The sequence below is a fragment of the Brevibacterium sp. AGC70 genome, from assembly GCF_057334195.1.
In genome coordinates this window covers 352144-365666 of sequence record NZ_JBHFIH010000019.1, presented here as the reverse complement: position 1 = coordinate 365666, position 13523 = coordinate 352144, and the positions used below count along the sequence as shown (strand labels likewise).

Here is a 13523-nt window from a genome sequence, read left to right as displayed (position 1 = left end):
TCGGAGTTCCCATGATCACCACCCCACGATCGAATTGTCCGATCAACCGCGCTTTGGAGATGCTCGGCGACCAGTGGAGTCTGTTGATTCTGCGCGATATCGCGATGCGCGATCGTCGTTCGTTTCGGGAACTGGTCGCAGGCAGCGATGAAGGGATCAGCGCGCCGGTGCTGTCTCGCCGGCTGGCCGACCTGACTGCGGCCGGATTCCTCCGCAAGTCGGAGGTCGGTCGCGGCAAGCAGGGTCGGTACTCGCTGACCGAGCGCGGACTCGAGGTCATTCCACTCCTCGTCGAGCTCGGCCGTCTCGGTGCAGCCATCGACCCGAGCACCGCCGGGAATGCTCCCGCGTTCGCCGCCGAGGGCCCCGGCAGTCTTGAGGACCGTTTGCGCTCTCTGCGCGCTGCGCACCTCTGAAGCCGCAGTCGTGAGTGAGAGCTTCAGCTCTCGCAGCAGCCTCCGTCGGATCCTCCGCAGTGTCTACCGGGCTCCGGAGCGGGGACGTCGAGGACGGGGGAGCGGTCGAAGAATCCCTCAGGGCGCAGCTTGAACCCGACGGTGTCCACGGGCATGATCGGCCAGTCCTCGACCCGGGGGAAGTGCGTGAGGCCGAAGCTGTGCCACACCACGATGTCCTCACCGTCGACGCTGCGATCGGCGGCGGTCCATGCGGGCAGCCCTGCGTGACCGGGATGCTGGTTCGGGAAGTCGCCGGTCGGATAGCGCTCGTCCTCGTGGTACTGCGAGACCCATAGGGCCTTTGATGCGAACGTCGCCCGCTTGTGGATCGATGAGTCCTCTGCCGCAAGCAAGGTCGGCAGTCCCGTGGGGTGGAGCTTGTAACCCACGGGTTCGCCGAGGCGGTTGGCCGAGTCCGGGTTCGTCACCACCCAGGTCCGAGCCTTCGACTGATCTGCGTCGCGCTGGGCGGCCAGTTCCGTACCCAGTACGGTGCGTTTGCGGCTGAAGGCATTGCCGCGCGGATTGGATTCCGAGACCGGCAGGCGCACGACGTCCTCCTCCTCGACCCGGCATCTGCCGCCGTCGAGGGCGAAGTCGAGACGCGCCCCGAACAGATGCTGATGGAACGGTGCACCCAGGCCGGGTGCGATCTCTGAGGCGAAGTCGCTTGATCCGTTCGGCAGCGCCGAGGTGAAGACCACCCCGGTGGCCTTGGCCTCGAACTCGATCGTGCCGTCGAGGTAGAGGTACCAGTAGAAGCCGTAGTCGTAATTGCCGACAGTGGTGAAGAAGGAGACGACGAACCTCCGGTTGCGCCGGGTGTAGTCCACTCCCGACCACAGATCCGAATGCTTGGCGAGGATCGAGGCGTCCTCCTCGTGCATGCAGATGCCGTTCTTGATCTGCCGGGGTTCGCCGAGGTTGTTCGCCACCCACGGGGACAGGTACGTGATGTCGCCGAGGCAGTCGCAGCCCAGCTCGAGCGAGTTCGCCCACTGCCCGACGAGGTATTCACCCGTGTCGAAGTAGTTCTGCCAGGACCGCACCGGGGACGGGTCACCATAGGGCACGACCATCTCTGCAATCGCGGCCCGGTCGAGGATCGTGCGGCTGGCCTCGCCGTCTTTGAAGGCGATGTTGTGCAGGATGAGGCCTTCGCGCATGTCGAAGCCGACGTCGAATGACCACTTCTCCCATTCGATGTGGTTGCCCTCTGAGAGTGTGAAGCTCGGCCCTTCCGGCTGAGTGATCTCGATCGGCTTCTGCGTGGTGCGCACCGGGCCGGTGAGCTCCGGATCTGTGTAGTTTCCGTGCTCGGCGGGAACCGGAACATCCTCGAGGTCGAGGATCTGATCGACGGTCCGGGTGGTCACATCGACGTACGCGACGAGGCCGTCGATCGGATGCGCCCAGGCCGAATCGGTCTCGTGCGGTTGGAGGAAGGCGAGCCCTCGCAGGATCCTGCGCCCCGACTCCTCAGGGTATTCGAAGACACCGGCCGATAGCGGTGCGACCCGAACCTGTTCGATCGGCAGGCCACGACGGGCGAGGATCTGCTGCCACTTCGGATCCGCGGCTAGGACGTTCTCGACGATCTCGAACTCCTCTTCCATGACCGGGAACTCACCTTCGGCCGTCGAATCCACCTCGGCGACGGAATCGATTCGGGCATGTGTTGCGGACACGATGATGTCGCGGGATGTGCCAGCGGACTTGTCGATGACGAGGGCACGGAAACGGCGGTCCGCCTCCGCAACGGTGCGCGCGTGACCGCGCACAGGATCGAGCAGCCCGACGTAGGACAGGCGCGCCTCGGTAGGGAAGTGCCCGGCTTCGCGCAGCACCGAGGTCACGGTCGCGATCTCTGCCTCGGTCGGGAGTGAAAACGGTGTGAGCGCGGTCGGTGTGGAGGGATCGGCGGGAGTGGAATGGCAAGACATGTGTGCACCTTCGCAACGTCATTGATGTGTGCTGATTCACTTAATAACCTACGCTTGTAGAAAATAAAGTCAAGGCCGGGACCGGAGGAAGAATGCCTAAGATCGTCGATCACGATCAGCGTCGGCGCGAGCTCGTCGAAGCGACCCTGCGCATCATCGTCGACCAGGGGCTGGCCGGAGCGACGATGCGTGACATCGCCGCGGAGTCCGGATTCGCCAATGGGGCGATCAAGTCCTATTTCGCCTCCAAATCGGACCTGCTGGCCGCTACCTACCTCTTCGTCTACGAAGCCACGAACCGCCGCGTCGAGCTCTCCACCTCCCACCTGCGTGGCCTCGCTGCCCTGCGGGCCTTCGCGAATGAAGTCCTCCCGGTCACGCCCGAGCTTCACGATGAGGCCCGCGTCGTTCTCTCATTCCTCGCCGAGGTGGCCCAGAGTCCCGATCATGCCCGGACCACCCGCGAGACCATGGCTCAGTGGCGGACCTGGATCCGAGGCTGGCTTCGCCAGGCCGACGACGATGAAGAATTGGCCGCCGAGGTCGAGCTTGAGACTGCAGCCGATGTTCTCCTCACGTATCTGCTCGGTGCCCAGACCGCAGCCATCATCGGAGGCGGATCGTTCGACTTCGCAGGCTTTCGCAGGCAGCTCGACCATGTGATTGCGCAACTTTCCACGTAATCATGACCATTCGGTCGGTAAATGCCTGGGAAGCCGTGACTCCCCGCGTGGTTGGGGATAGAGTGGCGCCAAGTGACCGTCGACACAGCAGTCGGTCGTCGGATGTTTCTGAGAAGGACGAAGATGTTACTTGAGAGCACAGCCTCTGATTTCGACGGGTGGCAAGCCCTCGTCTCGGACTCGTTCGTGCCACTGGACACCGAGCCTGCGCGCCGCGGCGGATTCAGGGGAGCGATCAGCGCCCGCGATTATGACTCCGTCGTCATGTCCCACATCAGCGCCAACCCTCATGCTGTGCTGCGAACCCCTGAGCTCATCGGGGCGGATTCACTCAGCAACGCAACCGGGCCCAGCGACGCGGGTGGGCTCAAGGTGGGCTCGTCGACGAACTATTACAAGGTCTCGCTCCAGCTCAACGGGCATGGACTGCTCATCCAAGATGGTCGAGAAGTGTCTCTGGCACCCGGTTCCTTGGCGATCTACGACACCTCGCGTCCCTATACCCTGAGCTTCGACTGCGACTTCTCGTCCTACGTGATGATGTTCCCGCAATCGCGGGTGAACCTGCCCACCGACACCGTAGGTCAGCTCACGGCCACCTCGATCGGCGCCGATCATCAGCTCGGCGCCGTTGCCACGCAGATCATCACGCAAGCGGGAGCCATGCTGCCCACACTCAACCGGTCCATCGGAATCAGGTTGGCCGGAAACGTCGTCGACCTGCTCACCACCGTCATGGCCGATGAGCTCGCAGAGTCAGAAGATGCACCGGGGGAGAGGCAGCGACTCTGGACGGAGGTCACCTCCTATATCGACGCCAATCTCGCCGACCCGCAGCTGACACCCTCAACGATCGCCGCCGCTCATTTCATGTCGGTACGCACACTGCATCAGGTATTCGAGGGCAGCGGGGAGACGGTGTCCGGGGAAATCCGTCGTCGCCGAATCGCGGCCTGCCGACAAGACCTCGCCGATCCGCAGAAGTCGCAGGTTCCCGTGGCAGCGATCGGAGCTCGGTGGGGCCTGAGCGACCCTGCCCATTTCTCCCGACTCTTCCGCAGCCTGGTGGGATCGCCTCCGGCGCAGTTCCGCCGCAGCGCATTGCGCTGACTCGAGCAATCCGCGACGCGGCTTTCTCTGCGCCGAAAGTCAAGAGGCCTGCTTCCAGAGCCAAGACACTGGCAAGGCTGATGAGAGAACCTGACGATACAGCCACTATCGCAAGGGGGATCACATGGGCGTGAATCTCGGCACTGGCAGCGAACCTGACAGCGCATCCCATCAACCGATCAGTTCGGGACTCGACTCCCGCCGCATCGGCACTCTCGCTCTCGTCTTCATGATCATTGCCGCCTCGGCGCCGCTGACCGTGGTTGCCGGCGGCGTCCCCAGCAACTTTGCGGTCACCGGACTGCTCGGCATCCCATTGTCCTTCGTCGTCCTCGGCGTCATTCTCATTCTCTTCGCCATCGGCTACGCAGCAATGAGCCGGCACGTGCACAATGCCGGTGCCTTCTTCGCCTACATCGCCAAAGGTCTGGGCAAACCCGTCGGGATGGGCGCTGCCATCACCGCGCTGGTCGCCTACAACTCGATGCAGATCGGCATCGCCGGAATGTTCGGCTTCGTCTTCTCCTCCTTCCTCGATTCGCTGTTCGGTCTGCAGGCGGCCTGGTGGATCTGCGCGCTCATCGCCTGGGTGATCGTCGGTCTCATGGGCATCAGCCGCGTCGACTTCTCCGCGAAGGTCCTCGGCATCATTGTCGGCACCGAATTCCTCATCGTCATCGTCTTCGACGTCATCGGATTCGCCCACAGCCCCGAAGGCATCACTGCCGACGGGCTGCTGCCCGACCAGCTCTTCGCTCCCGGAGTCGGGGCCGCGCTGGCGTTCTCGATCGCGGCGTTCATGGGCTTCGAGTCGGGCGCGATCTACAACGAAGAGGTCAAGGACCCTAAGCGCACGGCCGGACGAGCGACGATCATCGCAGTGAGCATCATCGCCGTCTTCTACGCCCTCTCAGCCTGGGCGATGACCGTGGGCGAAGGCGCCTCGAACGTCGTCGGACGCTCCCAGGAGTTCGGTCCCGACCTGATGTTCGTCTACCTCGGCGAACATACCCCGGTCTGGTTCGTCGACCTGTCGAACCTGCTCTTCCTCACCTCGCTGCTGGCCGCGCTCGTGGCCTTCCACAACATCGTCTCGCGCTACTTCTTCGCCTTGGGCCGCGATCGGGTGCTGCCGACGATCCTGGCCACGACTTCGCGGCGTACCGGCGCTCCAGTCGCCGGCTCTCTGGCCCAGTCGGGACTCGCTCTCATCGTCATCATCATCTTCGCCATCGTCGGCTCCGGCAGTGACGACCCGCTCTTTCCAGTCGTCACCCTCTTCACCTGGCTGACGAATATGGGCGCCTTCGGCCTTGTCCTCCTCATGGCGCTCACGGCGTTGGCCGTCGTCGGATTCCTACGGTCGCATTCGAGCGACTACTCACTGTGGACGCGCGTGATCGCACCTGGGCTCTCCGCCATCGGACTGATCGTTCTCTTCGTAGCCATCGTCATCAACTTCAACGTCCTCATCGGTCTCGAGGGCGCCTCGGTGCTCTCCTGGCTGCTGCCGGCCATCGTGCTTGTTCCCGGGATCTTCGGCACCATCTGGGCCCTCGTCCTGAGGTCGAGTCGCCCGCAGCTCTATGCAGGCATCGGCACTGGTGGAAGCCTGGGATGAAGACCCTGCCGATCCGCCCCATGAACCATCGACAACCACCGAGATCAGCCAAGTCAACCTCCAGAAAGGGAGAATCATGAGCACCGACGTCACCACTTACGCAGGACTGCTGTCGTCCATCGAGGACCCGAGCGGTCGTGAGCTGCTCGACCCCGCCACAGGCGAGGTTGTCGGCCGCACCCGTGAGGGCAGCCCCGCCGACATCGACACCGCTGTGGCTGCCGCCCGCAGGGTCCAGTCCGATTGGGCAGCGCGGACCTTGCAGGAACGCAGCGGCCTGTTGAATCAGGCCGCCGACGCGATCGAAGCCTCCGCCGAAGCCCTGGCAGAACTGCTCTCACGTGAGCAGGGCAAGCCGCTCAACGGACCCAATGCCCGCTTCGAAGTGGGTGCCTGCGCTGCGTGGCTGCGGGCGAATGCTGCCTTCGAGCTCGACGCCGAAACTCTCGTCGACGATGAGGAGACCCACGCCGAACTTCACTACGCACCGGTGGGCGTCATCGGTGCCGTCGGGCCCTGGAACTGGCCCATGATGATCTCGGTCTGGCAGTTCGCGCCCTCGCTGAAGATGGGCAACACCGTAGTGCTCAAGCCCTCCGAATACACGCCTCTGTCAGTGCAGGCACTGGTCGCGGTGGTCAATCAGGTCCTTCCCGCCGATGTGCTGACCGTGGTTCCCGGCGGTGGCGAGGTCGGTGCAGCATTGACCTCCCACACCGATGTCGACAAGATCATGTTCACCGGTTCGACGAAGACGGGCCAGGCGATCATGGCCTCGGCGGCCGATACTCTGGCCCGGCTGACCTTGGAACTGGGCGGCAACGACGCGGGAATCGTGCTTGAGAACGCCGATCCCGCGGCCATCGCCGGCGACCTGTTCTGGGGTGCATTCATCAACACCGGTCAGACCTGTGCAGCGATGAAGCGCCTCTACGTGCCCGAATCCCTCTACGACCAGGTCTGCGATGCCCTCGTCGAGGTGGCCAAGCAGTCACCGATGGGAGTGGGCCTGAAGGAGGAGAACGTGCTCGGGCCGCTGCAGAACAAGCAGCAGTACGATATCGTCGCCAAGCTCGTCCAGGCGGCGAAGGACGGTGGAGCTCGAGTCCTCACCGGAGGTGACCCCGCCGCCGATCAGCCCGGATACTTCTATCCGACCACGCTCGTTGCCGATATCGACAACAGCAACCCGCTCGTCGCCGAAGAACAGTTCGGACCAGTCCTGCCGATCATCAGGTACACAGACCTGGAACAGGCCATCGGGTGGGCCAACGAGCTCGAGGTCGGCCTCGGCTCCTCGGTCTGGGGCAGTGACCTCGAGGAATGCAAGAAGGTCGCAGCCCGCTTGGAGGCAGGATCGACGTGGATCAACAAACACGGCGCCGTGGACCCGCGGATTCCCTTCGGCGGTGTGAAGAAGTCCGGCTTCGGCCTCGAGTTCGGTCTCGAGGGCCTCAAGCACGTCAGCGTTCCCCACGTGATCAGCTGGTAGTCCGCGCCCCACTAAACCTCCCCGACGTCACTAAATACGCGTGGCGCCGGGGAGTTTTAGTGACGTCGGGGAGGTTTAGCGGGAGGTGCGCGCCGCGGGGATGATCTCCTGCACGATCTCGACTACCCGAGCCAGGGCCTTCGAGGGATTGTTGCGGCGCCATCCCAGCGCGAGGGTGAACGCATCCCCACCCTCGGCGAGGCGAACATAGGTGACCCCGTCGATGCGGATGTGATTCGAGGACTCGACGACGATTGCGATCCCGACCTGCGCTCCCACAAGTGCGAGCAGGCTGTACGGATCCGGCGCCTCCTGCGCGATGTGCGGAAGATAGCCGGCCTGATCGGCCAGGCGCATCATCGCCTCCCGCACCTGCGAACCGTGCGAGGGCGCGTAGGTGATGAATGGCTGCTCCTTCAGATCCGCCATTGATACGCTCTCCGCCCCGGCGAGTTCGTGGCTGGTGGGGACTGCGACCATGACCCGCTCCTGCCGGATGACGTGCACGGCGATGCCCGCTGGTGCTGGCGGGGAGATGATCCCCATGTCCATGGTCCCGTCGCGAACGGCCAAGGCCGACTCACCGGAATACGTCTGTGGGTGCATCTCCAGGCTGATGCCGGGTTGTCGGTGCGCGACCTCCCGGGCGAGCAGGGACAGGATCGAATAGCCGCTCGTGCCGCCGAACCCGATCCGCACCCGGCCGACCTCGCCTTCCTTGGCAGCGCGAGCGATACGTCGCGCACCTTCGACCTGGGCTTGGATCGCGCGAGCGGGCTCGAGCAGCGCCTCACCTGAAGAAGTCAGTCGCACCCGGCGCGTTGTCCGTTCGAACAGCGCCACGTCGAGGTCCTTCTCGAGGGCGCGAATCATCTGGCTCAAGGCCGGCTGCGCGATGTGCAGTGTCTCCGCCGCCCGTCCGAAGTGCAGCTCCTGTGCCACGGCGAGGAAAGCCGAGAAATGCCGTAGCTCCATGGTGCCCGCTTTCGTTGTTGTTCGGCCGTCTCCGCAGACAGCTAAGTATTAATAAAGAACTCCAATTAATACACATGAAATTACGTCTTGGACACCGTGTAATACAAGTGGAACAGTAAGGAACCATGAATTACATCGACCTCGATCCCGCTCTGCAGCCCCTGATCGAGTCCTACCTCGACACGAGCGATCAGGAGCTGCTGGCCCCGGTACTCACTGCACTTGGCGCCGACGCTGCACAGCGTCTCGCCCCACTGGCAGACGTCGCAGACAAGAACCCGCCGACGCTGGCGCAGTTCAACCGCGAGGGCGATCGCGTCGACATGATCGACTACCACCACAGCTACCTGGAGCTGCAGAAGGCCGCCTACGAAGAGTACGGACTTTCCGCACTCTCACACAGAGGCCTCCACGGCTGGGCAGACGTACCACCTCACCTGGTCAAATACATCCTCTCCTACGTATTCGTCCAAGCCGAGTTCGGCCTCGCATGCCCGGTGTCGATGACCGATGCCGCGGCGCGGACCCTGCGGAAGTTCGGGGAAGGCGAGCAGATCGCCGAGGCGATTGATCGTCTCATCTCGACCGACCCCGAGCGTCGGTTCACCGGTGCGATGTTCATGACCGAGATCCATGCCGGCACCGACATCGCTCAGACTTCGACCGTGGCCGAACTTGACGGCGAGAACTGGGCCCTGTCCGGCCGCAAGTGGTTCGCCTCGAACCCGGACGCCGACATCATCCTCACCCTCGCCAGATTCCCCGGCGGCGATGACACCACACGTGGAGTCGGACTGTTCATGCTGCCCAAGCACCGTCCGGACGGGACGAAGAACTCCTATGTCATCGACAGGCTCAAGGACAAGCTCGGCACCAGGTCCATGCCCAGCGGCGAGGTCACCCTCAACGGTGCCTATGCCATTCAGGTCGGCGAACTTGAACGCGGATTTCGACAGATGGCGGAGATGGTCAACACCTCCCGACTGTCCAACGCGATGCGCGCCACCGCCCTCATGCGCCGGTCGATCAACGAAGCGCTCGCCCACGCCCGCCAGCGCGTAGTCTTCAGCAAGGCGCTCGTCGAGGCACCCTTGATGCGTATGACGCTCCTGCCGCTGCAGGCCGAAGCCGAGGCCGCACTGGGTCTCGTCTTCTACTGCGGTGACATGCTGCAACGAGCCGACGGCGGGGATGCGGATGCGGCCGCGCAGATCCGCGCACTCACCCCGCTGGCCAAGCATTACATCTGCAAACGCGCCCGGTTCGTCACCGGTGAGGCGATGGAGGTCCGCGGCGGTCGCGGCTACATCGAGGAATTCCCCGATGCCCGCCTCGTCCGCGACTCCCACCTGGGCTCGATCTGGGAGGGCTCGAGCAACGTCATCGCCCTCGACGTCCTGCGGTGCATGCGCAAACAGAACACCCACAGGCTCCTGGCTGAGACGATGACGCAGAAGCTGAACACCATCAACCTCGCCGAGGCGGGCCCTGAGATCCGTGAGATTCTGAACAGTTGGAGCGCGATCGCCGATCGCGGTGACGCGATTCTGAATGCCGAGGCCGATGCGGGCGAGGCTCTCATCGGCGGCTTTGCCGACGATCTGGCACAGCTGATCATGGCGTCCCTGCTGCTCGAACAGGCCGATGCCGAAGTCACCTGCGATGCCAACTTCCGAAAGCTGCTCGTCGCCAGGACCTTCATCGGCAGCAACATCACAGGCGATGAGCACACCGTGGTCGACACCCTGTCCCACTTCGAGGACATCGTCGATGGCAAGACCGTGCCCCGCGACGCTATGCGAGTCGACGTCGCCCCAACACCCGCACCCGTGGCCTGAAACCACGCACAACACCGGAGCAAGTCGTGAGAACCACAGAAACAGAATCCACTCCCGATGCGAGCACTGCGGCAGGCGGGAGTTTCGAAGGACCACTCGCCGGCGTGCGCGTCATCGATCTCTCGAAGATCCTCGCCGGACCCTATGCCACGATGTCACTGGCCGACCTCGGTGCCGAGGTGATCAAGGTTGAGCACCCTGATGGGGGAGACCCGACCCGAGCCTGGGGCCCGCCGATGGTCGGCGCCGATGCCACCTACTTCCACGCCGCCAACCACAGCAAGAAGTCCGTGACGATCGACCTCAAATCCGACCGTGGACAGGCACAGGTCCACGATCTGTTAGCCGAGGCCGATGTCCTCGTCGAGAATTTCAGGCCCGGCAGCTCCCTGCAGACGATCTTCGACTACAAGGAGCTCTCGGCGGAGTTCCCACACCTCGTCATCCTCCACATCTCCGCCTACGGGGACCACGGCCCGATGCGCGATGAACCCGGCTACGACATGGTCGCTCAGGCCCGCGGCGGGCTCATGTCCCTGACAGGAGAAGCAGGGGGACCGCCGATGAAGGCCGGGTTCGCGATGGGCGACCTGGGTGCGGGACTGTTCGGCATCATCGGCATCGTCTCCGCGCTCTTCGAACGCAGCCGAACAGGCAAGGGCCAATACCTGACGACTTCGCTCTACGAAGGGCAGCTGGCGCTGCACGTGAACTGGGCGACGAACTACTTCGCCGACGGCCAACGCCCGCACGCTCTGGGTTCCGGTCACCCCAACCTCGTGCCCTACCAGGCTTATCCTGCCGCCGATGACTACTTCGTCATCGCAATCGGCAACGATTCCCTGTGGCGGAGCCTCTGCACCGCCATCGACCGGCCGGATCTCGGCGGTGACGAACGCTTGTCGGCCAACCGCGGTCGAGTCGAGAACCGCGAATACCTCAACGAGGAACTCTCCCGCACCCTGCGCACGAATACCGTCGACCATTGGTGTGCACTGTTCTCGACCTCCGGAATTCCTGCTGCGCCGATCAAACACCTCGACGAGGTCTATGCCGATCCGCAGACCGAGGCCCTGGGAATGGTCCAGACCGTCGAGCACCCCACCGCCGGACCGATGCGACAGGTGGCCTTCCCCGTCAACTTCAACGGAGTCCGGCCACCCGTGCGTTCCGCGCCACCGGAGCTCGGCGCAGATACTCACGAGATCCTCGGCGGCGCCGTCCACCCACACCCAGCCACCACAGGAGACTGAAATGACTACGACCGCCACCGCGCACGATGCCGCCGACCTCGACAAGTCCGACCTCCTCAACCTCGAAGGACTCTTCAGCAGGTCCGAGATCGAACTTCGCGACAAGGTGCGGGCCTTCGTCGATGAGCGTTTCCGTCCGAACATCGCCGACTGGTATGAGAACGCCGTCTTTCCCCGAGAGATCGTGGCCGAGATGGGCGACCTCGGACTGTTGGGAATGCACCTGCACGGCTACGGCTGCCCGGGGCGATCCGCCGTCGAATACGGTCTCGCGGCCATGGAGCTCGAAGCCGGTGACTCGGGACTGCGGACCTTCGTGTCCGTGCAGGGATCCCTGGCCATGTCCGCGATCCACAAATTCGGCTCCGAAGAGCAGAAGAATCGTTACCTGCCGGGCATGGCCAAGGGTGAGATCATCGGCTGTTTCGGCCTGACCGAGCCCACTGCCGGGTCCGACCCAGGATCGATGGCCACCACAGCAGTACGCAATGATGATGGCACGTGGACCCTCAATGGAGCCAAACGCTGGATCGGCCTGGCCTCCATCGCCGACATCGCGGTCATCTGGGCCGCCGCCGACGACGGTATCCGCGGCTTCCTCGTCCCCACCGACACTGCCGGATTCTCCGCGACTCCGATCGAACAGAAGCTCTCCATGCGAGCCTCCATCCAATGCGACATCGCCCTCGAAGACGTCCAACTTCCCGCCGAGGCGGTCCTTCCCGAAGCAAAAGGCCTTAAGGGGCCCTTCTCTTGCCTCAACGAAGCCCGCTACGGAATCATGTGGGGTGTGATGGGTGCGGCCCGTGACTCCTATGAGGTGGCTCTGAAGTATGCGCAGGAGAGGATGCAGTTCGACAAACCTCTCTCCGGCTATCAGATCACCCAGCAGAAGCTGGTGAATATGGTCCTCGAGATCCAGAAGGGCATCCTCGTGGCTGTGCAGACAGGGCGACTCAAAGACGCGGGCACGCTCGACCCGATTCAGATCTCGGTCGGCAAACTCAACAACTGCCGTGAGGCGATCGCCATCTGCAGGGAGGCCAGGTCCATGCTCGGCGGCAACGGCATCACGCTCGAATACTCACCGCTGCGCCACGCCAACAACCTCGAATCGGTGCGCACCTACGAAGGCACGGATGAGGTGCACACTCTGATTCTGGGTCGTCACATCACAGGTGAACAGGCGTTTCGGTAGGCCGCTGAGGCAAGTGGATGGGGTGCTGAAAAAGCGGCACGCAACGAACCACACGACCTAAAGCGGAAACCCAACCCCTGTCAGCTCCTCCGACACCGTCCACAGACGTCGGGCAACTTCGGCGTCCTTGGCTGCAGCTGAGCGGCCGACGAGTTTCGGCTGTCCGAAAGTCTCCTTGAATCGGCGTGGGCCGACATAGCTGTTGCCTGGGATGTCGGCTGTGGCTGCGCACAATGTCGGCACAGCACCTTGCTGCTCGTTCTGCGAGATCAGACCGATCAGGGCCTCGGTGACGGATGCGAGCGTTCGGTTTCCCTGCAGCCGGTAGAGGTTCGTCGCCGCCAAGCCCGGATGGGCCGCGGCCGCGATGACGGAGGAGGACACCTCGGTGAGCCGTCGCTGGAGTTCGGAGGTGAAGAGAAGGTTGGCGAGCTTCGACTGCCCGTAGGCCGCCATCGGCTTATACGGTCTGCGTTCCCAATTGAGGTCATCGAAGTCGATGGTCCCCATCCGATGCCCGATCGAAGAGATGGTGACTACCCGATCTCGGATCTGGGGAAGCAACAGGTTGGTCAGGGCGAAATGGCCGAGGTGGTTCGTGCCGAACTGAGATTCGAACCCGTCGGCGGTGTGACCCAAGGGCGGGGCCATGATCCCCGCATTGTTGATGAGGATGTCTATGGGCTCTGTGAATTCCTCAGCGAAGGCGCGCACCGAGGCGAGATCGGCGAGGTCGAGATGTCGTACGTCGACGGTCCCACGCATCGCGTCAGCTGCAGCTCGTCCCTTGTCCAAGTTGCGAACGGCAAGCACCACTTGAGCATCCATGCCCGCAAGCATGGACGCTGTTGCCCGACCGATTCCGCTGTTGCCACCGGTGACGACGATGGTGCGGTTCGCCGCTGAGGAGATGTTGTCATCGAGCCTATTGCCCATAAGGCAATCGTAAGCC

General features: G+C 63.5%; 11 protein-coding genes. 8 read left to right on the top strand and 3 right to left on the bottom strand.

The genetic code is table 11. The annotated features are described in order from the left end of the window. Positions 1-11: 11 nt before the first annotated feature. A complete protein-coding gene (locus ACE03M_RS19365; protein ID WP_485935653.1) occupies positions 12-416 on the top strand; it encodes a winged helix-turn-helix transcriptional regulator in 405 nt (134 codons plus the stop codon). A gap of 23 nt (positions 417-439) precedes the next feature. On the opposite strand, the gene ACE03M_RS19360 is transcribed toward ACE03M_RS19365, so the two are convergent. Next, entirely contained in the window at positions 440-2401 is a 1962-nt protein-coding gene (locus ACE03M_RS19360; protein WP_485935651.1) for a primary-amine oxidase, read from the bottom strand. Between the two features lie 92 nt (positions 2402-2493). Here ACE03M_RS19360 and ACE03M_RS19355 point away from each other — a divergent pair, with 92 nt between their 5' ends. The 4 genes from ACE03M_RS19355 to ACE03M_RS19340 all read left to right on the top strand — a co-directional run bounded on the left by ACE03M_RS19355 (position 2494) and on the right by ACE03M_RS19340 (position 7307). Beyond that, entirely contained in the window at positions 2494-3084 is a 591-nt protein-coding gene (locus ACE03M_RS19355; RefSeq protein ID WP_485935649.1) for a TetR/AcrR family transcriptional regulator, read from the top strand. 123 nt (positions 3085-3207) lie between these two features. Further along, positions 3208-4194: an AraC-like ligand-binding domain-containing protein gene (locus ACE03M_RS19350; protein ID WP_186293034.1), complete on the top strand. Its 987-nt coding sequence runs from the start codon at positions 3208-3210 to the stop codon at positions 4192-4194. Between the two features lie 124 nt (positions 4195-4318). Beyond that, on the top strand, positions 4319-5815 hold the full coding sequence (locus ACE03M_RS19345) for an APC family permease (RefSeq protein ID WP_485935647.1): 1497 nt from the start codon (positions 4319-4321) through the stop codon (positions 5813-5815). A gap of 76 nt (positions 5816-5891) precedes the next feature. Next, positions 5892-7307: an aldehyde dehydrogenase family protein gene (locus tag ACE03M_RS19340; protein ID WP_485935645.1), complete on the top strand. Its 1416-nt coding sequence runs from the start codon at positions 5892-5894 to the stop codon at positions 7305-7307. A gap of 75 nt (positions 7308-7382) precedes the next feature. Here the strand turns inward: ACE03M_RS19340 and ACE03M_RS19335 are convergent, their stop codons facing one another. Continuing rightward, a complete protein-coding gene (locus tag ACE03M_RS19335) occupies positions 7383-8282 on the bottom strand; it encodes a LysR family transcriptional regulator (protein ID WP_485935643.1) in 900 nt (299 codons plus the stop codon). 125 nt (positions 8283-8407) lie between these two features. On the opposite strand from ACE03M_RS19335, the gene ACE03M_RS19330 reads away from it, so the two are divergent. The 3 genes from ACE03M_RS19330 to ACE03M_RS19320 are packed head-to-tail and all read left to right on the top strand — an operon-like array spanning position 8408 to position 12571. Continuing rightward, a complete protein-coding gene (locus ACE03M_RS19330; RefSeq protein ID WP_485935641.1) occupies positions 8408-10120 on the top strand; it encodes an acyl-CoA dehydrogenase family protein in 1713 nt (570 codons plus the stop codon). Between the two features lie 26 nt (positions 10121-10146). Then, the gene (locus ACE03M_RS19325) at positions 10147-11373 is read left to right on the top strand and encodes a CaiB/BaiF CoA transferase family protein (protein ID WP_222103595.1); all 1227 of its coding nucleotides are present in this window, start codon (positions 10147-10149) and stop codon (positions 11371-11373) included. Position 11374: 1 nt separating this feature from the next. Further along, a complete protein-coding gene (locus tag ACE03M_RS19320; protein ID WP_485935638.1) occupies positions 11375-12571 on the top strand; it encodes an acyl-CoA dehydrogenase family protein in 1197 nt (398 codons plus the stop codon). A gap of 57 nt (positions 12572-12628) precedes the next feature. Here ACE03M_RS19320 and ACE03M_RS19315 read toward each other — a convergent pair whose 3' ends face one another. Beyond that, positions 12629-13507, bottom strand: coding sequence for an oxidoreductase (locus ACE03M_RS19315; RefSeq protein ID WP_143922263.1), 879 nt, complete (start codon positions 13505-13507; stop codon positions 12629-12631). Between the last annotated feature and the right edge of the window lie 16 nt (positions 13508-13523).